This window comes from Phascolarctobacterium faecium DSM 14760 (assembly GCF_003269275.1).
Lineage (GTDB): Bacteria > Bacillota > Negativicutes > Acidaminococcales > Acidaminococcaceae > Phascolarctobacterium > Phascolarctobacterium faecium.
The window spans coordinates 40,468-61,102 of record NZ_QLTS01000008.1; the positions used below are offsets into that span (position 1 = coordinate 40,468).

The window sequence follows — 20,635 nt, forward strand, 5'->3', positions numbered from 1 at the left end:
GCTACTGTAGCTCAGCTGGTAGAGCATCTCATTCGTAATGAGAGGGTCGCAGGTTCAAATCCTGTCAGTAGCTCCAAAAAAAGATAGCTCAAGATTTTTCAAAACTATGAAAAATCTTGAGCTTATTTTTTTATAATATATTTTCTGGTGCAATCATAGAGGCTGCAGCGATTTGATTATTGTTGTGAGTTGCTGCAGATGTGTTTCTTCCGTATCCCAGGAATCCATCATAAATAAATATATTTTTTTCTTAAAAACAATGAAGGCATTTGATTTTACAAAAGGAAGCTGCTTATCTTTTTTGTATATTTCCATAGGCAAAGAGGCGTTCACAAGAAGTACATAATGAGGGCCTATATTTTTACAGTCGGCGAAAGTGATATTATATTTACTTGATGCCTGTTTGGTCATCCCGATAAATGCGTCAAAATATTCATTTAATAATTCTTTAGGCATATTTCTCAAAGTTGCGTTTTCCTTTTCGTCTATAACCGGAGAAACGCCTACCCTTACAGTGCTTTTTTTATCGTCTGAAGCCGTAAATATCAGCACCATACCGCCTTCCTGGGTGCTCTTGTCTGAAAGGTTCCAGTTATCGCCGATATCGATCAGAAAATCATTTTCGATATTTTTATAGATCGCGGCATTACAAATATTGTTCGTCAGTAAAAGTATCATAAGAACAAGGAACATTTTTGGCATAAATTACCTCCCTTTTGTAGTAATGTTTTAGGTTCTTTCAAGTGAATGGAGTACGTTCAGTAATCTGTTCAAAAATCAATACCGCTATTATTATATACTTACGCAATGAAATAAACAATATAAAAGAAAATGCTTGACAGGAATATTTGCTCGTGCGTGTTGCGATCGAGGTGGTTCTGATAATTATTTTAATAAAAGCATGTCCGAAAATGGCGGGAATTATAGAAATGTTATGATATAATTAAAGCGATTTCAAGTAAGGAGGCAAACGGTGATGCAGGAAAATATCAAGGGATTGTACGCGGCTTTTAAAGCCAAAGATGCCCGTTTTGACGGACGTTTTTTCGTTGGCATATCGTCTACGGGAATCTATTGCCGTCCGGTTTGCAAAGCCAGACAGCCCAAAGCGGAAAACTGCACTTTTTTCAGGACGGCCGCCGCTGCGGAACAGGCCGGCTACAGGCCCTGCCTTTTGTGCAGGCCGGAACTTGCTCCCGGGACCTCTGTTACTGATGCTACGGCTGATTTAGTTTACCGGGCTGCGCGAATGTTGGAAAGGAATTGCGGCAGCGGCCAGAGCCTGCGGGAAATAGCAGAACGGCTTGGTTGTACGGACAGACATTTGCGGCGCGTATTTACTGCGGAATACCACGTTTCCCCTGTCCAATATTTACAGACCTGCCGCTTGCTGCTTGCCAAAAATCTGCTTACCGACACCGATCTTTCAGTGCTGGAAGTTGCAATGGCGGCAGGATTTGGCAGTCTGCGCCGTTTTAACGATTTATTTAAAAAACATTATCAGCTTGTGCCCACAGCTTTGCGGAAAAGACAGGCAGAAGCAAAAAGCCATAACGGTGAGATCACCTTGGCTCTTGGTTACCGCCCTCCTTATGCCTGGGATAAAATATTAAAGTTTTTGGCAGGACGGGCAATAACAGGAATAGAAGTTGTAAATAATGATGAATATCTGCGTACGGTAAAGCTGCAAAATGCGGAAGGCCAGCAGTTCTGCGGCTGGGTGCGGGTCGGGCACAGACCGGCTGAAAATACTTTGAGCGTTACGGTCAGCGAAAGTCTTCTGCCGGTGCTTCCTGAGGTATTGGCCCGCATCAAGAATTTATTTGATTTATATTGTGAGCCTAAGGCAGTATATGAAACGCTGCAGGTGATGAATACTCTGCAGCCCGGTTTGTGTGTTTTAGGAACCAGACTGCCCGGCTGCTTCAATGTTTTTGAAATGTCGGTGCGGGCTGTACTGGGTCAGCAGATCACTGTAAAAGCTGCAAGTACTTTAGCGGCAAGGCTCGTCGCTGTGTATGGAACTCAGGTCCAGACAGGTATTGAAGGTCTTACGCACAGCTTTCCTGCGCCTGCGGCGATACTTGCACTGGGAGAAAATATTAGTGAGCATTTGGGAAAATTAGGTATTATCTCTGCGCGTGCGAATACGATTTATCAACTGGCACGGGTATTGGCAGACGAAAAAAATGATTTTGGATTTTGCGGCAATCCGGAGGAAGAAATGCAAAAGCTGCAGGCTATTCGCGGTATCGGCAGTTGGACGGCGCAGTATATAGCCATGCGGGCAATGGGCTGGCCCGATGCTTTTCTGCCAACGGATGCAGGAATAAAAAAGGCGCTGCCGGATCATACGCCTAAAGAACTGCAGGTACTGTCGGAAGCCTGGCGTCCCTGGCGCAGTTATGCTACGGTTAATTTATGGAATACATTATAGAGGAGGCCCTATATGTACTACTCTACGACTTATTTATCGCCCCTGGGAAAAATTACGCTTGCGTGTGACGCTTGCGGTAAAAATCTTGTCGGCTTATGGCTGGAAGGGCAAAAGTATTATCAGGGTACGCTGAAGGAAGCTTTGATTGAAAAGGATGCTGTGCCGCTTTTCGATATTGCAAAAAAGTGGCTGGACAGATATTTTTCCGGGCAGAAGCCTGATGTGGCAGAGCTGCCGCTGGCACCACAAGGCAATGCGTTTCGTCAGGGCGTTTGGGAAATTTTATGTACGATCCCTTATGGAGAGGTAATAACTTACGGCAGTATTGCTAAAAAAATGGCAGTGAAGCTGCAGAAGGAACGGATGTCAAGCCAGGCTGTCGGCGGTGCTGTTGGACATAATCCCATTTCTATTATTATTCCCTGCCACCGGGTCGTTGGTGCAAACGGCAGTCTTACTGGGTATGCTGGCGGTATTGAAAAAAAAATAAAACTGCTGGAGCTGGAAGGCGTAGATATGTCTGGATTTTTTATCCCCCAAAAAGGTACGGCATTGTAATATACTAATAAAATCGGAGGGAAATTATGATTACGTATAACGGCGAAAGGATAGTGGATGCGGCATTTGCTGAGCAGGTGTATGAGGCAGTCGCCCGGATACCTCGCGGTAAAGTGGCTACCTACGGACAGATAGCGGCGCAGGTCGGTGATACGCTGGCTGGGCGTGAGGTAGGGCACATCATGAGCTGCGCTCCTTCTGGACGGAATTTGCCCTGTCACAGGGTCGTGAACCGTACCGGGGCTCTGGCACCTGACTATGCTTTCGGCGGGCAGGAAAAACAACGTGCTTTGCTGGAAGCGGAGGGCGTAACCTTCCTTGCCGACGGGCGAATAGATATGACGCTGCATTTATGGGGCAAATATGAACAATTTAATATTTTTGATATGAGCTGACAGGCCGGTCGATATTTCAAAATGCTCTGCAGTGAAAATGTTGACAAATATTTAAACAGATGCTAAAATAACCTTGTTTTTACGGAAACACCTCGGAGGGCAGTACTGCCGGATAAGAGATATTCTCTTATCCGGTTTTTTTATTAGATTAAAGGAGGAAAAATAATGCTTACGGAAAACGCTTCAAAAATCCAGCAGAAATATTTAGGCGCAAAGGGTTTGATCGTACTGATCGCTGTGATGAATATGTTTGTACCGTTGTCGATAGATTTATATCTGCCGGCACTGCCGACGATAGGTACAGAATTTGCTGCGACACCTTTGATGGTCAATTTGACGCTGGTCAGTTTTTTCTTCTTTTTCGCAGTGGGGATTCTGCTGTTTGGGCCGGTAAGTGATAAATACGGACGCCGGAAGATTTTACTGCTGGGAATAGTTCTGTATACGCTGGCAAGTGGTCTGTGCGCCTTTGCCGGCAGTATTTACAGTCTGATAGCGTACAGAATCGTGCAGGCTTTGGGTGCAGGCGGCATGGTTGCTGTGTCGATGGCGGTTGTTAAAGATGCTTTTTATGGCACCACTAAAAATCGTGTTTTGGCGCTGGTGCAGGCTATGGCCGTTATTGCGCCGATGGTCGCCCCTGTTATCGGCGCATTTCTGCTGCAGTTTGTCAGCTGGCGCGGTACCTTCGGGGTCCTGATCGCCACCGGTGCTGTTAATCTGGCCGCCAGCTTCTTTTTTGAAGAAACGCTGTCGGAAAGCGAACGTTATAAGGGCAGCTTTTGGAGTACCTTCGGCAGATTGGCAGTTGTCGGTAAAAATGTTGGTTTTACTGGTGTACTGACTGTATTTTCACTGCTGGCAGCACCTTATATGGCTTACGTGGCAGTATCTTCCTATGTTTATGTACAGTATTTTGGGCTTAGTGAGCAGGTCTACAGTTATTTTTTTGCTGCTAACTCATTTTTTGCCGTTGTCGGTCCGTTTTTATATATGAAGTTGATCGGGATCGTATCGCCGCGTCAATTTACCTATGGCTGTTTTATTTTTACTGTAGTAGCAGCGGCAGCGCTGCTGACAGTAGGGAGTATTTCACCGTGGTGGTTTTTAATAGCCTTTTTACCGGTCACGATCATGGAAAGCGCTGCCAGGCCTTTCAGTACGGCCATATTATTGGATCAGCAGAAGACGGATATCGGCTCTGCCTCGTCGCTGATCAATGCGGTGAATACTGTTTTTGGCAGCTTGGGTATGATGCTGGGTGCATTGAACTGGAGCAATTTTATTGAAGGGCTGGGGATCATTACCGCTGTTTGCGTCACCTTGGCAATTGCGGGCTGGCTGGCTCTGCTGCATTTTAAAATCAGGGTAGAAGGTTTATAAAAATCAGTCAAAATAAAAAATACCTGCCGTTAATCAACGGCAGGTATTTTGCTTTGCAGCGAAAATTTCAGTCGCTGCCTATAGGGGAAAGATGCCCAAGCAATCCACTATTTAACGATCAAGACCGGTATTTCCGCATACATGGCAACTTTGGAGCTGACGCTGCCGAGGATAAATTCTGCAACAGCGTTCATGCCGCGGCTGCCGATGAGGATCATGCTAGCTTCGGATTTTTTGGCGGCGGTCAGGATTTGCTGCGCGGCGTTGCCAACTAAAGTTTCATAATGAACGGGAACTTTGGCGGCAGCTGTCTGTTTTTTTGCTGCTTCCATTAATTCCTGACCGGCCAGTTCATATAATTCATTGGTTTGTTTGACCATAGCGGGGTTTAACTGGTTCAAAATGGTCGATCGTTTGCTGTAAGGTTCGATTACGTGGACTACTTTTACTTCTGCGTCAAGCTTACCGGCCAGATTGATACCATAAGCAAGCACTTTACTGGACGAATCAGAACTGTCGATAGCGATTAAAATTTTCTCTTTCATATAAATCCCTCCCTGAATTTTGCATCCTGCTCTTTACTTGACTGTTCTTTACTTGACTGTTCTTCTTTTCTTTAATATTATTATAACAACAATAAAATCATACTTAAAATACTTATTTTTGAAATTATAATACCTAAAAAGTATGAATGGAGGAATACTTATGAATTTGCAGCAAATGCGGTATTTCGTAATGGTAGCGAGGCTGGGCAATGTTACAGAGGCTGCCAAAGCGCTGCATATCGCGCAGCCGCCTTTAAGCAGACAAATCAAACAGCTTGAGCAGGAACTGGGCGTGGTGCTGTTCGACAGATCAGGCCGGCGTCTGCATCTGACAGAAACCGGTCATATGCTGCTGCATCGGGCAGAAGAAATCTTAAATCTAACGGATCGGACTGTATGTGAATTATCCAGCAGTGAGCTGGGACAGGAGGGTATTTTATCACTGGGAGTTGTCCCTTCGATGAGCCTGATGGTATTACCGCAGATGATTGCCGCTTTTAAAGAGTTGTATCCCAAAATAACCTATCGGTTGTTGATCGGCGAAAGTTTACGGGTGATCGAACTGCTGGAAAAGGGGGTCATTGAAACTGCTATCGTTCATTTGCCTGTGGACGAGGATTATTTTGCAAGCTATAAGCTGCCAACTGAACGCTTGGCATTAGTCTATGATGCGGCGTTTTTTCCGCAGCTGGAGGGGACTTTTGAACTGCCTGTAAGCAGGCTGCAGGGGCTGCCGCTTTTATGCCACCGCCGTTATAAGGAACTGTTGGAACAGTCTGCTGCTAAAAATGGCATCCAGGCATATTTTTTCTGTCTCAGCGATGACAGTAATTATCTGATTGCCTGGGCGAAAGCCGGGTTAGGACTGGCCGTTATCCCAGAATCAGCAGAAGCAATCGCCAGGCATGAAGGGCTGGCCTGTGTCCGTATGGACGACCCGGAACTGACGACTACGGCGGCAGTGGTATGGGGGCGCAAGTATTATCACTCGCCGACAACACGTAATTTTATCAGCTTTATACCGCAGTATTTTGAACAGTGCAAAAAGTTCTGCTGAGTGCTGTTGACTGTAGATCAGAGAAAATATAAATAAAAAGCCCCCGGAATTTTTAAGATTCCGGGGGCTTAGTTTTTAATTATTTCCAGGCCGGTAAAATGGTGCCCTGGAAGTGTTCCATAATGAATTTTTCATTATCAGCTGATTGGTAAATTTCTTTCAGTTTAGCGATCCGGGGATCGTTTTCATTGGTTTTCTTGGTTACGAAGATGTTGACAAACGGATTGTCAGCAGATTCCAGAATGATGGAATCTTTGGTAGGGTTCAGGCCTGCTGGAATAGCGTAGTTGGCATTGATTACAGCAAAGGTAACGTCGGGCAGGCTGCGGGGAATGGTAGCTGCATCCAGTTCCAGGAATTTGAAGTTATGTGGATTTTCGGTGATATCGGCAACGGTGGTAGTAACGTTTTTGATATCTTTGACTTTGATCAGCCCGGCATTGGCAAGAACTAAAATCGCACGGCCGCCGTTGGATGGATCGTTAGGAATACCGATTGTGGCGCCGTCAGGAATGGCGTCGCCTTTTTTCAAAGTTTTGGAGTAAGCGGCCATCGGGAAGTTAACGGTTTTGAAAACTTCTACCAGGTCAAATTTAGGCTCTTTTTGCAGAGTGGCATCTAAATAAGGGCGGTGCTGCATGCTGTTGGCAAAAACCTCGCCTTGGAACAGTGCTACATTAGGAGTTACATAGTCGTTGAATTCAACTACTTCGATTTTCAGACCTTGTTTTTCAGCAAGTTTTTTGACATTGTCCATAATTTCAGCATGAGGGCCTGCAGTAACTGCGATTTTGATAGGCGCATCGCCGGCAGGAGCTTTTGCTGCTTCTTTTTTATCGTCGCCGCAGCCGAAGGTGGTCAGGGCAGCTACGCATAAAGCTGCCGCGGTCAGTATTTTAGCTAATTTTTTCATGATAATTTCCCCTTTATAAGATGATTTTATAGTTTGTTTTTATTAAGCTTTTTGGAAAAGTAGTCGCCGAGTGACTGGATAGATTGGACCATAACGATAAGTACGACGACAGTGATCAGCATAACGTCCATTTGGAAACGCTGATAGCCGTAACGGATCGCCAGATCGCCTAAGCCGCCGCCGCCTAATGTACCAGCCATGGCGGAATAACCGATCAAAGCGATAACAGCGAGGGTGATACCTAAAACGATGGAATGCAGTGCTTCCGGCAAAAGGACCTTGCGGATAATCTGCATGGGGCTGGCGCCCATGGCCTGAGCCGCTTCGATAACGCCGTGGTCGATTTCCAGCAGCGAAGATTCGATGATGCGGGCAATAAAGGGTGCGGCTGAAATAGTCAAAGGTACGATGGAAGCGGTAGTACCTATCGAAGAGCCTACTAAAAGGCGGGTCAGAGGAATGATCGCTACCATTAATATAATGAAGGGAGTTGAGCGGGTAGCGTTGACAATAGCGCCTAAAACGCTGTTTACAGGAGCGTTGGGCAGGATATGGTTTTTACGGGTGACGGTTAAGATCACGCCGAGCGGTACGCCGATAAGTGTGGCGAGTATTGTGGAAGCCAGCACCATATAGCAGGTTTCCCAAAAGGATTTAAGTAAAAGAGCTAACATTTCAGGAGACATAACCGATCACCTCAACTTTCAGCTGCTGTTCATGCAGATATTGCAGAGCATTTTTGATACCTGCGGCGCTTCCTGAAATCTCAATGACCAGGGTGCCGAAGGGTATATCCTTAAGCGAATCGATATTACCGTAGATGATATTGATATCGACATCGAATTTTTTGACCATACCGGAAACGATCGGATCGCCGGCTGAGTTACCGATGAAGGATAATCGCACGATCAGTTTGCTGCCTTCGGTGTAGACTGCGCTGATTGAAGAAGATTGCAGCAGTGCAGGCAGTTCGATATTGTTGATGCTTTTGACGAAATCTTTGGTAGTGGGCTTCTGCGGATCGGTGAAAACATCGATCATGGAACCTTCTTCAATGATCTCGCCGTTTTCGATAACAGCTACTCTGTCACAGACTTCTTTGACTACTTCCATCTGATGTGTGATCATGACAATAGTCAGATTCAGGCGTTTATTGATATCTTTGAGCAGGTCGAGAATAGATTTTGTTGTCTGCGGGTCCAATGCCGAGGTTGCTTCATCACACAGCAGTACTTTAGGATCGCTGGCCAGAGCACGGGCAATACCGACACGTTGTTTCTGACCGCCTGACAGCTGGCTGGGATAATAATCGCCGCGGTCCTGTAATTGTACCAGCTCCAGCAGCGGCTGCACCCGCTTTTTGATTTCAGACTGCGAAATACCCTGTATTTCCAGCGGAAAAGCGATATTATCGTAAACTGTGCGGGAGGCCAGCAGATTAAAGTGCTGGAAGATCATCCCGATATTTTGGCGTGCTTTGCGCAGTTCCTGATTGTTCATTGCAGTCAGTTCCTGTCCATCCACAAAGACCTGACCGCCGGTAGGTACTTCCAGCATATTGATGCAGCGGATCAGGGTTGATTTACCGGCACCGCTGAGGCCGATGATACCGAATATTTCTCCGGCGTTGATATGCAGATTTGTTTTCTTTAAAGCGTGGATATCACCTGCATTGCTGTAATAGGTTTTTTCCACATTGCGTAAATCGATCATACAGCGTTCCTCTTTCTTTTCTAAAATCGTAAAAAAACCCTTCACACAGGTGAAGGGTAACGAAAGCGTTTCGTACTGCTTCATCTGTCGGATTTACATCCGTTGGATTTGGCACCGTTCACGTCGTGATGGTTGCCGTAGCTTCATAGGGCCAGTCCCTCGGCTACTCTTGATGAAATACCGTTTGAAGTTGTTAAACAAAATAATACACTTACAATCGGCACTTGTCAATAAAAATTTTAAAATTTTTGTAAAAAACCTTGCCTTTCACAAGATAAAGTGATAAAGTATAAAAGAAAAAAGGTGCTAGCACCAGCTAAATTTAAGGAGGCAATCATGGCTGCAAAAACCAGAGACCATTTGACCGATCAATTATTTAAAGCGATTCTTAGCTTAAAAAGTGAAGAGCAGTGTTCCAACTTTTTTGAGGATATTTGCACGATCAGCGAACTGAAATCCATGGCGCAGCGTTTGGAGGTTGCCAGAATGCTTGATGCAGGCTGTATTTATGAAGAGATAGTAGAAAAAACAGGCGCCAGTACGGCGACGATCTCACGGGTTAAACGCTGTTTGGTTTATGGCGCTGACGGCTATAATTCGATAATGCCATTATTAAAAAAGGAAGACAAGCACAATGCTGAATAATAAAGCTTTGCAGGTGCCGTATGGAACTAGGGACGTACTTCCGGGTGAAGCCGGCGCCAGAAGGATAATTGAAAATAAGCTTGCCTCTACCTTTAAAGCCTGGGGCTATGACGAAGTGGTCACGCCGACTTTTGAATATCTGGATACTTTTGCCGCAGCAGGTCAGCTGTCAGACAGCAGTTTTAAATTTTTTGACCGTCGTAATAATATTTTATTGCTGCGGTCGGACATGACGACTCCTTTGGCGCGTTTGGTAGCTACTCGGCTCAATGAGGGACCGGCGGTAAAACGGCTTTTTTATCTGGCGAATCTATTTCGCTATGAGGAAACACAGGCCGGACGCCAGTGTGAGTTTAATCAGGCCGGTGTTGAAATGATGGGTGCGGCCGGACCTTCGGCAGATGCCGAGATGCTGGCTTTAGCAGTAGCTTCGCTGCAGGCAGCAGGGTTAAATGATTTTGTGATCAGTGTTGGCCAGATCGATTTTATAAATGGCCTGATTGAAGCGGCTGAGGTCACTGAACTGCAGGCGCAGGAGCTGAAACGCTGCCTGATCGAGCATGATGTGGTACGGTTGGAAGCGTTGGCAGATGGCAGCAGGATGTCACCGGAACAAAAAGATTTGTTTAAAGAGCTGCCGTTTCTGCATGGCGGGCTTGAACTTTTAGATAAGGTTGAAGCCTGTGGTTTGAACAATAAAAGCTCCAAGGCTGTGCAGGATCTGCGCGAAATCTATGCTTTGGCCGAGGTCTATGGTGCGGCTGGTTATCTGCGTTTTGATCTGGGGCTTTTGCGCGACCTTGATTATTATACTGGAATGTTATTTGAAGGCTACGCTGAGGATATGGGTTTCCCGATCATCGGCGGCGGCCGTTATGATACAATGATGGAAAATTTTGGCAGATCCTGCCCGGCAACAGGATTTGCTATAGGGATAGACAGGATCATGTTGATTCTGAGTCGGCGCCGGCAGCTGGACAATATCAGTAGCTGGGATGTTCTGGTGGCCTGGCAGGCAGGCTGTCTGCCACAGGCGATCGCGCAGTGTATGCGTCTGCGCAGGAGCGGCAAAACAGTGAAGCTGGCTGCCGAGCCTTTTAACCAGAGCGAAGCAGTGGACGCGCAGCGTGCTAACGCCTGCGATACGCTGCTGTATATCGAAGATTGATAAAGGAAGTGCCGTAATGGATTATATTACCGTAGCGTTGCCGAAGGGCAAGCTGTTTCAAAGATCAGTAGAGCTGCTGTATAAAGTAGGCTATAGTGCTGATAACGTAACTGAAGATTCGCGCAAACTTGTTATCAGTAACGAGGATAGCAAGGTGCGCTTTATAATTACTAAAACTGTCGATTTGCCGACCTATGTAGAATACGGTGCTGCCGATATCGGGATCATTGGTAAAGATGTGCTGCTGGAAGAACGCAAGGACGTATATGAGCTGCTGGATCTGAAATATGGACGCTGTCGTTTGATGCTGGCAGTTCCTGAGCAGATGCAGCGGCCCAGACTGACTGATTATGCGCATCTGCGGGTAGCAACTAAATATCCGAACTGTGCCCAGGAGTATTTTCGCAGTCTTGGGATTCAGACCGAGATCATCAAGCTTAACGGCTCGATTGAACTGGGGCCGATGGTTGGATTGTCGGAGCTGATCGTTGATATTGTGGAAACAGGCCGTACCCTGAAAGAGAATAAATTGGTGGAGGTAGATTCCATCTATACGGCGACAGCAAGACTGATTGCCAACAGGGTGAGCTTTAAATTGAAATTTGACCGTCTGGATAAACTGGTCCGAGATTTGCGTAAGGTACTGGATGAGGAGGAAGAGCAATGCAAGTAACAGATGCCAGAGGAATGAGTGCTGTTGAAATAGCAGCTTTGATGCAGAAAAAAGCTTTTGATGAATGTGAGCTGTCCCCCGGAGTACAGGCAGGTGTTACCGCTATGTTTGGTGCGCCGCTGACAGCAGCCCAGGTCGTCGAAAGAATTGTGACTGACGTAAGGGCCGGCGGTGATGGAAAGCTGCTTTATTATACTAATCTGATAGATAAAGCAGGCTTGAGTGTCCAAAATATCCGGGTCAGCAAGGCTGAATTTGCAGAAGCCCGACAATCAGCTGATGCCGAAGTGGTAGAAGCCATAGAACGTGCTATTGCAAATGTGCGTCGCTTTCACGAAGAACAGCTGCCAAAAACCTGGCTGACTAACCGTGAATGCGGTGCTATGCTGGGACAGAAGGTAACTCCTGTTGACTCTGTGGGTATCTACGTCCCCGGTGGAACTGCGGCTTATCCTTCTTCGGTGATTATGAATGCTGTACCGGCTACAGTAGCAGGAGTACCACGGATCGTGATGGCAGTACCGCCCGGACGTGATGGCAAAGTCAATCCTTATGTGCTGGTTACGGCTGAATTAATAGGTATCAGGGAAATTTATAAAATGGGCGGTGCACAGGCCATTGCTGCGTTAGCTTTTGGTACGGAAACTGTACCAAAGGTTGAAAAAATTACCGGCCCGGGCAATATTTTTGTGACGCTGGCTAAAAAAGCTGTTTACGGACACTGCGACATTGATATGCTGGCAGGTCCCAGCGAAATATTGATTATAGCCGATGATGGCGCTGATCCTAAATATCTGGCAGCTGACCTTTTGAGCCAGGCGGAACATGATCCTCTGGCCAGCGCTATTTTAGTTACGGACAGTGAGCTGTTGGGCAATGCTGTTGCAGCAGAGCTTGAGATGCAGCTTGCTGCTTTGCCGCGGCAGGAGATCGCTGCATTGTCTTTAGCAAATCATGGCAAGATCATTATTGCGTCTGATATGGAAACAGTAATTGAGATGGCGAATATATCAGCACCGGAGCATTTGGAGGTTATGACGAAAGAGCCTTTTGCTCTGCTGCCTTATCTGCGTAATGCCGGTGCGATCTTTTTGGGCGCTTATTCACCGGAGCCTTTGGGCGATTATTACGCAGGACCGAACCACATTCTGCCTACCGGCGGCACTGCCCGTTTCTACTCAGTTCTGAATGTGGAGACGTTTATGAAGAAAACAAGTATCATTGCTTATACGCAGGGCGCCTTGACTGCTGTGGGCAGTGACGTTATTAAAATGGCTGAAGCTGAAGGGCTTCAGGCGCATGCTAACGCTATCCGCGTGCGTATGGAAAAGAGGTGAGGAGATGGCTGGATTTAATGCCAGGACCGGCTTGGAAGAATTGGAAGAATATGCTGTAGAACATGTGGCTGCCGATATTATCGTCAATGCCAACGAAAGTAATTATAATCTGCCGCGGCCGATTGAGCAGGCTGTAGCGGCGAAGCTGGCCGGGTTTCCTTTTAACCGTTATCCGCCGATGCAGGCTGAAACGCTGCGCGGGCTGATTGCTGAAGATCTGGCGCTGGATGCAGACAATATCAGAATCGGCAACGGTTCCAGTGAACTTTTGCAAATGGCCTGTTATGCTTTTGGCGGCAATGGACGTAAAATCGCTTTTCCGTATCCGTCCTTTTCTATGTATGGCGTTTATACCAAGCTGGCCGACAGTATAGCCGCACCGTATCCGCTGACGCTGACGGGATATGTCGATCCAGATAAGGTCATCGAATTTTGCAGGGCAGAGCAGCCGGCGCTGTTGATTGTCTGCAATCCAAACAATCCGACGGGAAATTATAATCCGCTTGAAGTAATGGAGAAGATTTTAGCAAATGTCAGCTGCCCGGTAGTAATGGATGAAGCCTATATGGAGTTTGCTAAAGGCAGCGGCGTTGATCCGCAGGATCTGCGCCCGCTGAATAAATTAAAGCTGGTAGCAGGTTCGACTTTGGCTCTGACAGGTAAATACAGTAATTTTATGTGCTTACGTACTTTTTCTAAAGCTTACGGACTGGCTGGACTGCGTGTAGGTTATGCTGTCGGCAGTGCCGGTATCATGCGTGTTTTGGGAAAAACACTGCTGCCTTATCATGTTAATGCCTGGTCTTTAGCTGTAGCGGAAGAGGTTTACCGCCAAAAAGACTTATATAAAGAACAACTGGAAACTATTATCGAGCAGCGTGATCTGATGCGGGAACAACTGGAGCAAATGGGCTTGAAAATCTGGCCGTCCGCAACGAATTTTCTGACCTGTTGCCCGCAGGGCGAACTGACTGCCCGTTTAGCGGCTGCCTGCGAGCAGCAATATGGCAGCCAGGGTGAAAAAACACAGCAGATGCTGGCAGGAATGTACTTATACCGCAAACTGCTGGAGAAGAAAATTTTGGTGCGCGATTATACCAGTCATCCTGTATTGCAGGGATGCCTGCGGATCACGGTAGGCCTGCCGCTGGAAAATGCTGAAATCATCAGCCGGCTGCAGCGCTTATGCGGAGAGGAGGCAATATGATGCGGCAGGCAGTTAAAGAACGAAAAACTTTAGAAACTGCGGTCAGTGTCAGTATTGGGCTTGATGGCAGCGGGAAAGCGGATATCGCTACAGGCGTCGGTTTTTTTGATCATATGCTGACACTGCTGGCCAAGCATGGTTTTCTTGATTTGCAGGTGAAAGCACAGGGAGATCTGCAGGTTGACTGTCACCATACGGTTGAGGACTGCGGCATCGTTTTAGGAGAAGCTCTTAAAGCGGCTGTTGGCGATAAAAGCGGTATTCACCGCTATGGCAGTTGTTTTATTCCAATGGATGAGGCTTTGGCACAGGTAGTACTGGATTTTTCCGGGCGGCCGTACCTGGTTTTTGAAGCCGAAATTCCTAAAATAACTTTGGGTAACTACGATACAGAAATGACTGAGGAATTTTTCCGCGCCGTAGCCGTGGCCAGCGGCATGACTCTGCATATTCGCGTCTTGTATGGTAAAAATGTACATCATATTATTGAGGCGGTTTTTAAAGCTTTTGCCCGTGCGCTGGCAGAGGCAGTAGCTGCAGATCCGCGCGTTCAGGGCGTGATGAGCAGCAAGGGGGCTTTATGAGTTCGAAGATAGTCATTGTTGATTATGGGATGGGAAACCTGCACAGTGTTAATAAAGCGATCGCTGTTGTTGGCGGCGACCCGGTTATTTCCAGTGATGCCGCAGTTATTGCACAGGCTGATAAACTGATTTTACCGGGAGTAGGGGCTTTTGGCGATTGCATGGCTAATCTGCAGCGCAGCGGTCTGGTACCGATACTGCAGAAATATTTGCACAGCGGCAGACCGTTTTTAGGTATCTGCCTGGGAATGCAGGTTTTGTTTGAAGGCAGTGATGAAGCTCCCGGAGTGAAAGGTCTGGGCTATTTTCAAGGGCAGGTGCGCAGACTGGATACCGCTTTGAAAATACCGCATATGGGCTGGAACAAGCTGAGTTTACGCAGCAGTTCGCCGCTGCTGCAGGAAGCAGGAGATGAATATGTGTACTTTGTGCACAGCTTTCATGTTGAGCCGCAGCAGCAAGAGCTCATTACTGCCGTATGTGATTATGGTATGGAAGTAACGGCTGCCGTCGGCAGCGGCAGTGTACAGGCTTTTCAGTTCCATCCAGAAAAATCAAGCCGGGCAGGCCTTGGCCTGCTGCGCGCTTTTAAGGAGTGGCAGCCATGATAATTTTTCCTGCTATAGATATCCGCGGCGGCCGCTGCGTCAGATTGACGGAAGGTCGTTTTGACCAGGAAACTGTTTTTGCTGATGATCCTTCGGAAATGGCTGCCCGCTGGTCGGCAGTCGGAGCCGAATATTTACATGTCGTCGATTTAGACGGTGCTTTGGCCGGTGCAGGACGTAATCTGCCGGTAATCCAAAAAATCCTGGAGCACGCTTCTATGCCAGTGCAGGTAGGAGGCGGAATCAGAAATATGGCAGCTGTAGCAGAATTACTGGAACTGGGGGTCAGCCGTGTGATTCTTGGATCAGCAGCAGTGCGGGAACCGCAGCTGGTTGCTGAAGCCTGTCGGGAATTTCCTGGTCAGGTTGTTGTAGGTATCGATGCTAAAGACGGGAAAGCCGCTATCGAAGGCTGGGGTGTCAGCGGTGGTATTGATGCTGTAGAGTTGGCTCTAAAAATGGCTGCTATCGGGGTCGAGCATATTATTTTTACTGATATCAGCCGTGACGGTAAGCTGAGTGGGGTGAATGTAGAAGCCACTGCCGCTTTGGCAAAAGCCTGCGGTGTTAAAGTCATTGCCAGCGGCGGTGTGGCATCGTTGGAAGATATACGCCGGCTGCAGCAGCGGTCCTCCTCTGGGATCGAGGGCTGCATCATAGGGAAGGCCATTTATACCGGAGCTGTTGACCTGCTGGAGGCTCTGCGGGTCGCAAAGGAGGTATGAGATGCATACCAAAAGAATTATTCCCTGTCTGGATGTAAAAGAAGGGCATGTAGTCAAAGGCACTAATTTTGTGGAACTGCGTGATGCCGGTGATCCTGTTGAACTGGCGGCCTTATATGACACTGAAGCTGCCGATGAGCTGGTTTTTCTTGATATCACTGCGTCTGTCGAGCAGCGTAAGTCTATGCTGGATGTCATAAACCGTACGGCGGGACAGGTTTTTATGCCGCTGACAGTTGGCGGTGGGATCAGCACGGTGCAGGATATTCGTAATGCTCTGAATGCAGGTGCTGATAAAATTTCTGTAAATACGGCGGCAGTAAAAAATCCGCAGCTGATTGCTGATGGTGCAAAGCTGTTTGGCAGCCAGTGCATCGTTTTAGCTGTAGATGCAAAACGCTGCGGTACAGATAAATGGGAAGTTTATGTACATGGCGGACGTACCCCTACGGGAATTGATGTACTGGACTGGGTCAGAACGGCGGCAGAATTGGGCGCCGGCGAGATTTTACTGACCAGTATGGATGCTGACGGTACAAAAAACGGCTATGATATACCACTGACCCGGACGGTTGCCGAAGCGGTGAAGGTACCTGTGATAGCCAGCGGCGGCGCAGGTAAGCTGGAACACTTCTATGATGTTTTGACGGAAGGTAAAGCCGATGCCGTTTTGGCGGCATCAGTCTTTCATTATAAAGAGTTTACTATCAGGCAGGTCAAAGAATACCTGCGGTCTAAAGGTTTAGAGGTGAGATTATAATGCAAGTAGATTTTTCTAAAATAAAATTTGATGAAAAAGGCTTGATTCCGGCCATTATTCAGGATGCAGCAACCAATGCCGTGCTGATGCTGGCCTATATGAACGGCGAATCACTGGCGAAGACTGTGGAAACCGGTTATACCTGGTTTTGGAGTCGCAGCCGTCAGGAGCTGTGGAACAAAGGCGCTAGCAGCGGCCATGTGCAGAAGGTCGTCAGTATTGATTATGATTGTGATGGTGACAGTCTGCTGGTAAAGGTTGAACAAAAAGGTGCAGCCTGCCATACAGGAAATTATTCCTGTTTCAGTTATCCATTATGGAACAGCGGTGCGGGCAGAAATCTGCCGGTACCTGAACCGGATGGTATTCACGGTATTTTGGCTGAATTGTACCGCGTCATTCAGGACAAACGCGTTCATGGCGGCGAAAAATCTTATACCCGTTACCTGTTTATGTCAGGCCAGGATAAGATTTTGAAAAAGGTCGGCGAAGAAGCTGCAGAAACTATCATTGCTTCCAAGAATAATAACGGCAAAGAGGTTTTGTATGAGATGTCCGACTTGTGGTATCATTGTTTAGTGCTTCTGGCATATCATAATATCAATCCGGCAGAACTGCTGAACGAATTGGGTGGTCGCCGCAGTAAAGAAAATAACAGTAAATATTAAAAAAAGAAACCTTCTGCAGTCTGCGGGAGGTTTCTTTGCTTAAAATTTACTGCTGACAGTTTTATTTTGTGCTACAATGACAAGTAAGAAATACGGGGATAAGAAGGTGGAAGCATGGAAAAAACGGTTTTAGTTATCGGTCACCGTAATCCAGACACGGATTCGGTCTGTTCTGCCATCGCCTATGCTTATTTAAAGCAGCAGCTGGGTTTGAACGCAGTTCCGGCACGTGCAGGCAAGATCAATCCGGAAACACAGTTTGTGCTGGAACATTTTGGCGTACCGGTACCGAAATTAGTAGATGATCTGTATCCGCGGTTAAGTGATATACGCCTGGCGCAGCCGCCGACAGTGGGGCCAGATGCGTCACTGCGTGATGTGGGCAGGCTTTTTGTAGAGCACGAAGGTTTAAAATCCGTACCGGTATTGGATCAGGAAAATAATATCGTCGGCATCATTACTGTCGGCGACCTGGCGAAACGTTATTATAATGAGCTGTCAATTCAAGATCTGGACGACGGCGAAACAGATTACAGAAGTATTGTCCATACTTTAGATGGTCAGCTGATCTGCGGTGATCTGACACATACCTTTAATGGTAAGATCAAAATTGGGGCTTCGGAGCCTGAAACACTTAGCACGGCAATTAAAAATGGAGATTTGGTTATCATCGGTGACAGAGTTGAGGCGCAGCTGGCAGTACTGGAGGCCGGCGCCGCAGGTTTGATTCTGACGCGGGATACGGAAATAACGCCAATCGTACTGCAGACGGCCCTGCGTTATAAGGCTGTTGTCATCAGCACGCCTTATGACACTTATACTACGGCCCGGCTGATCAATCAGAGCATTCAGGTCAGGCTGGTGATGACGAAAAACCTTGTGACTCTGAAAACGACAGACTTACTTTCTGATGTCAGAGAAAAGATGCTGGCGGCAAAATTTGTCAGTTACCCGGTGTTGGAGCGTGGTAAATATGTAGGGATGATGGATCGTGGTATGATGCTGGTTCCCGATCGTCAGGAGGTTATTTTAGTCGACCATAATGAACGCAGTCAGGCGGTGGAAGGCATTGAAGAAGCGCATTTGCTGGAAATCATTGACCACCATCGGCTGGGCGGGCTGACGACAGGCGCGCCGATCTTTATCAGACAGGAGCCTGTAGGTTCAACTGCTACTATCGTTGCCAACCTTACCTGGCACAGAGGTATCGAACTGCCGCCGGCTTTGGCAGGTATTTTATTTGCGGCTATAGTTTCTGATACTTTGTATTTCCGTTCTCCTACTGCGACTCTTTTTGACCAGGATACTGCTAAACGTTTGGCAGAGCAGGCCGGCATCGAGGATGCGGAAGCTTTTGCGATGGAAGTACTGCGTCATGGTTCTGCTATTGGTACGATGCCGGTGCAGGATATTGTGCGTAATGATATTAAGGAATTCGATTTTGGCGAACACCGGATTACGGTCAGTCAGATCAATATTATGGATCGGCAGCAGGCTTTAGAACGGTTAGGAGAACTGCAGAAAGCTCTTAATGAATTTCGTAAGCAGGAAGGTTATGACCTGTCGCTGCTGATGGTTACTGATATTTTGGGTGAAGCGACAGATCTTTTAGCTGCAGGAAGTCCTCAGACACAGCTTGTTCACGCTTTTGGCGAAGCTGCTGCGGAAGGATGCTATCACCTGCCAGGCGTTTTGAGCCGTAAAAAACAAATCATTCCGCCCTTGACAGAAGCCTTTAGAAAACAGGACTGAATTATAGAAAAAAGACTGCTTCTTAAAGAAGCAGTCTTTTTTTACTGTTAATTAGCAGGGAAGAAAGGCCAAACAACTGGGATTACAACCAGGGATACGATAAAGGCTACGATAACGAGGCCGGTACCGCATTTTACGTAGTCCATGAATTTGTAGCCGCCGGGGCCAAGTACCAAAGTATTCGGAGGAGTGCCTACCGGAGTTGCAAAAGCACAAGAAGCAGCAACTGCGATCGCCATCAATACTGCTTTCGGATCAGCGCCAAGCTGTTTAGCAATAGCAATACCGATCGGACACAGCAAAGCTGCTGAAGCAGTGTTGGACATAAATTGGGTCAGACCGCAGGACAGAATGAACAGAATAGCGGTCACTACTAAAGGAGACGGACTTCCGCCCATCAGGCCGACGGTCCAGTCAGCTATCAAAGCGCCGGCGCCGGTAGTATCCATAGCTGCTGAAACAGGCATCATACCTGCGAACAGGAAGATGGTTACCCAGTCGATAGAAGCATAAGCTTGTTTTTCGGTCAGGCAGCCGGTCAGTACGCAAACAAGCGCGCCGGTGATAGCAGCGATTTCCAAAGATACGCCAGGGATACCAACAGCCATGGTGATGATAACCAAAGCAAGGATGACTCCGGAGATGATTTGTTTGGTAGAAGAAGTGGAAGCGGCTTCGATTTCCTGTTCAATTTCCTGGTCAGCAGAAAGATCTACTTTCGGAAGCAGGTATTTGCCTACGAACATCATGTACAGCATACCAGCAATAGAAACCGGAATACCGATCCAGGCAAATTCAAAGAAGCCAAAAGGTTCAAGACCGGCAGAGGTCATAGCGCCGACTGCAATAATATTAGGCGGCGTGCCTACCATAGTAATGATACCGCCCCAACCGCAGGCAAATGCCAGAGGCATCAGTTGACGGGAAGCTGGGATCTTAGCTGCGGCACAAATACCGAGCGCAACTGGCAGCAGGCAGGCTGCAGTACCAGTATTGGACAGGCAGGAAGATAAAACCGTACCGACCATCATTAAGCCAAACATCAAGCTGTTCTCGCCTGTACCACACATTTTTACTACTACACCGCCGATTTTTTGAGCAAGACCGGTGTAGAACATGGAAGCACCTACGACGAACATACCTGCAAACAAGACTACCGTAGAGTCGGATAAACCCGAGAATACCTGTTTTGCAGGAATAAAACCTAACAGGCCGCAGGAAATCGCGCCTGCCGTTGCAGTAATTGCCAAGGGAATAAGTTCAGTTACGAATAAGAGAGCAACTACTGCCAACAAAATTAAACATTTTACTGCTTGGGACATATTATTCCTCCTTTTAAAATTTTAAAATGCGTTAACAGAATAGCAAATTTTGAAAATCTCCTCTGTTGCGACGGCAACATTTTTAAGTAAAATTTATTATAATTATTCATTTTTACAAAAAGTTTTACCTGAATTTTACTTATTTCTTAGATGAATGATACGAAATATCAACATTGTATAACTTA

22 protein-coding genes, 1 tRNA gene and 1 riboswitch are annotated in these 20,635 nt (G+C 47.0%); of the genes, 17 read left to right on the forward strand and 6 right to left on the reverse strand.

Annotated elements, in window-relative coordinates; genetic code table 11:
- Positions 1-76, forward strand: a tRNA-Thr gene (locus C8D73_RS08730).
- A 77-nt stretch (positions 77-153) separates the two neighbouring features.
- On the opposite strand, the gene C8D73_RS08735 is transcribed toward C8D73_RS08730, so the two are convergent.
- A complete protein-coding gene (locus C8D73_RS08735; RefSeq protein ID WP_113077940.1) occupies positions 154-702 on the reverse strand; it encodes a hypothetical protein in 549 nt (182 codons plus the stop codon).
- 274 nt (positions 703-976) lie between these two features.
- Between C8D73_RS08735 and C8D73_RS08740 the strand changes: the two genes are divergently transcribed.
- The 4 genes from C8D73_RS08740 (at position 977) to C8D73_RS08755 (ending at position 4,773) form a co-directional block, all read left to right on the forward strand.
- Positions 977-2,437 carry a DNA-3-methyladenine glycosylase 2 family protein gene (locus C8D73_RS08740; RefSeq protein ID WP_113077941.1) on the forward strand — a complete coding sequence of 487 codons (1,461 nt, stop codon included), beginning with the start codon at positions 977-979 and terminating at the stop codon, positions 2,435-2,437.
- A gap of 12 nt (positions 2,438-2,449) precedes the next feature.
- Positions 2,450-2,995, forward strand: a complete 546-nt coding sequence (locus C8D73_RS08745; RefSeq protein WP_113077942.1) for a methylated-DNA--[protein]-cysteine S-methyltransferase — start codon at positions 2,450-2,452, stop codon at positions 2,993-2,995.
- Between the two features lie 26 nt (positions 2,996-3,021).
- The gene (locus tag C8D73_RS08750; protein WP_113077943.1) at positions 3,022-3,390 is read left to right on the forward strand and encodes an MGMT family protein; all 369 of its coding nucleotides are present in this window, start codon (positions 3,022-3,024) and stop codon (positions 3,388-3,390) included.
- A gap of 165 nt (positions 3,391-3,555) precedes the next feature.
- On the forward strand, positions 3,556-4,773 hold the full coding sequence (locus C8D73_RS08755) for a Bcr/CflA family efflux MFS transporter (protein ID WP_113077944.1): 1,218 nt from the start codon (positions 3,556-3,558) through the stop codon (positions 4,771-4,773).
- A gap of 107 nt (positions 4,774-4,880) precedes the next feature.
- Here the strand turns inward: C8D73_RS08755 and C8D73_RS08760 are convergent, their stop codons facing one another.
- Entirely contained in the window at positions 4,881-5,318 is a 438-nt protein-coding gene (locus tag C8D73_RS08760) for a universal stress protein (protein ID WP_021717488.1), read from the reverse strand.
- Between the two features lie 160 nt (positions 5,319-5,478).
- On the opposite strand from C8D73_RS08760, the gene C8D73_RS08765 reads away from it, so the two are divergent.
- A complete protein-coding gene (locus tag C8D73_RS08765) occupies positions 5,479-6,375 on the forward strand; it encodes a LysR family transcriptional regulator (protein WP_170123197.1) in 897 nt (298 codons plus the stop codon).
- Positions 6,376-6,454: 79 nt separating this feature from the next.
- Here C8D73_RS08765 and C8D73_RS08770 read toward each other — a convergent pair whose 3' ends face one another.
- From C8D73_RS08770 to C8D73_RS08780, 3 genes are read right to left on the reverse strand one after another with little or no spacing between them, the layout of a single operon-like run.
- Positions 6,455-7,288: a MetQ/NlpA family ABC transporter substrate-binding protein gene (locus tag C8D73_RS08770; RefSeq protein WP_113077946.1), complete on the reverse strand. Its 834-nt coding sequence runs from the start codon at positions 7,286-7,288 to the stop codon at positions 6,455-6,457.
- 26 nt (positions 7,289-7,314) lie between these two features.
- A complete protein-coding gene (locus C8D73_RS08775; protein ID WP_021717491.1) occupies positions 7,315-7,974 on the reverse strand; it encodes a methionine ABC transporter permease in 660 nt (219 codons plus the stop codon).
- Positions 7,964-9,001, reverse strand: a complete 1,038-nt coding sequence (locus C8D73_RS08780) for a methionine ABC transporter ATP-binding protein (protein ID WP_113077982.1) — start codon at positions 8,999-9,001, stop codon at positions 7,964-7,966. The genes C8D73_RS08775 and C8D73_RS08780 overlap by 11 nt, the downstream gene beginning before the upstream one ends.
- A gap of 77 nt (positions 9,002-9,078) precedes the next feature.
- A riboswitch (SAM riboswitch) is annotated at positions 9,079-9,180 on the reverse strand.
- Positions 9,181-9,337: 157 nt separating this feature from the next.
- Here C8D73_RS08780 and C8D73_RS08785 point away from each other — a divergent pair.
- From C8D73_RS08785 to C8D73_RS08835, 11 genes are all read left to right on the forward strand, one after another.
- The gene (locus C8D73_RS08785) at positions 9,338-9,646 is read left to right on the forward strand and encodes a YerC/YecD family TrpR-related protein (protein WP_021717493.1); all 309 of its coding nucleotides are present in this window, start codon (positions 9,338-9,340) and stop codon (positions 9,644-9,646) included.
- A complete protein-coding gene (gene hisZ / locus C8D73_RS08790) occupies positions 9,636-10,814 on the forward strand; it encodes an ATP phosphoribosyltransferase regulatory subunit (protein WP_021717494.1) in 1,179 nt (392 codons plus the stop codon). The genes C8D73_RS08785 and hisZ overlap by 11 nt, the downstream gene beginning before the upstream one ends.
- A gap of 16 nt (positions 10,815-10,830) precedes the next feature.
- Positions 10,831-11,487: an ATP phosphoribosyltransferase gene (hisG, locus tag C8D73_RS08795; RefSeq protein WP_113077947.1), complete on the forward strand. Its 657-nt coding sequence runs from the start codon at positions 10,831-10,833 to the stop codon at positions 11,485-11,487.
- Positions 11,478-12,824 (forward strand): histidinol dehydrogenase, encoded by a 1,347-nt coding sequence (hisD, locus tag C8D73_RS08800; RefSeq protein WP_113077948.1) that lies wholly within the window; start codon positions 11,478-11,480, stop codon positions 12,822-12,824. The genes hisG and hisD overlap by 10 nt, the downstream gene beginning before the upstream one ends.
- A gap of 4 nt (positions 12,825-12,828) precedes the next feature.
- Positions 12,829-14,031 (forward strand): pyridoxal phosphate-dependent aminotransferase, encoded by a 1,203-nt coding sequence (locus tag C8D73_RS08805; RefSeq protein WP_113077949.1) that lies wholly within the window; start codon positions 12,829-12,831, stop codon positions 14,029-14,031.
- The gene (gene hisB, locus C8D73_RS08810) at positions 14,028-14,615 is read left to right on the forward strand and encodes an imidazoleglycerol-phosphate dehydratase HisB (RefSeq protein WP_113077950.1); all 588 of its coding nucleotides are present in this window, start codon (positions 14,028-14,030) and stop codon (positions 14,613-14,615) included. The genes C8D73_RS08805 and hisB overlap by 4 nt, the downstream gene beginning before the upstream one ends.
- Positions 14,612-15,223 carry an imidazole glycerol phosphate synthase subunit HisH gene (hisH, locus tag C8D73_RS08815; RefSeq protein WP_113077951.1) on the forward strand — a complete coding sequence of 204 codons (612 nt, stop codon included), beginning with the start codon at positions 14,612-14,614 and terminating at the stop codon, positions 15,221-15,223. The genes hisB and hisH overlap by 4 nt, the downstream gene beginning before the upstream one ends.
- Entirely contained in the window at positions 15,220-15,948 is a 729-nt protein-coding gene (gene hisA, locus C8D73_RS08820) for a 1-(5-phosphoribosyl)-5-[(5-phosphoribosylamino)methylideneamino]imidazole-4-carboxamide isomerase (protein ID WP_113077952.1), read from the forward strand. The genes hisH and hisA overlap by 4 nt, the downstream gene beginning before the upstream one ends.
- Position 15,949: 1 nt before the next feature.
- Positions 15,950-16,708, forward strand: coding sequence for an imidazole glycerol phosphate synthase subunit HisF (gene hisF / locus C8D73_RS08825; protein WP_113077953.1), 759 nt, complete (start codon positions 15,950-15,952; stop codon positions 16,706-16,708).
- A complete protein-coding gene (hisIE, locus tag C8D73_RS08830; RefSeq protein ID WP_021717502.1) occupies positions 16,708-17,376 on the forward strand; it encodes a bifunctional phosphoribosyl-AMP cyclohydrolase/phosphoribosyl-ATP diphosphatase HisIE in 669 nt (222 codons plus the stop codon). Before hisF ends, hisIE begins: the two co-directional genes overlap by 1 nt.
- Before the next feature lie 114 nt (positions 17,377-17,490).
- Positions 17,491-19,128 carry a putative manganese-dependent inorganic diphosphatase gene (locus C8D73_RS08835; RefSeq protein WP_113077954.1) on the forward strand — a complete coding sequence of 546 codons (1,638 nt, stop codon included), beginning with the start codon at positions 17,491-17,493 and terminating at the stop codon, positions 19,126-19,128.
- A 47-nt stretch (positions 19,129-19,175) separates the two neighbouring features.
- Here the strand turns inward: C8D73_RS08835 and C8D73_RS08840 are convergent, their stop codons facing one another.
- A complete protein-coding gene (locus C8D73_RS08840; RefSeq protein WP_046430703.1) occupies positions 19,176-20,450 on the reverse strand; it encodes an SLC13 family permease in 1,275 nt (424 codons plus the stop codon).
- Between the last annotated feature and the right edge of the window lie 185 nt (positions 20,451-20,635).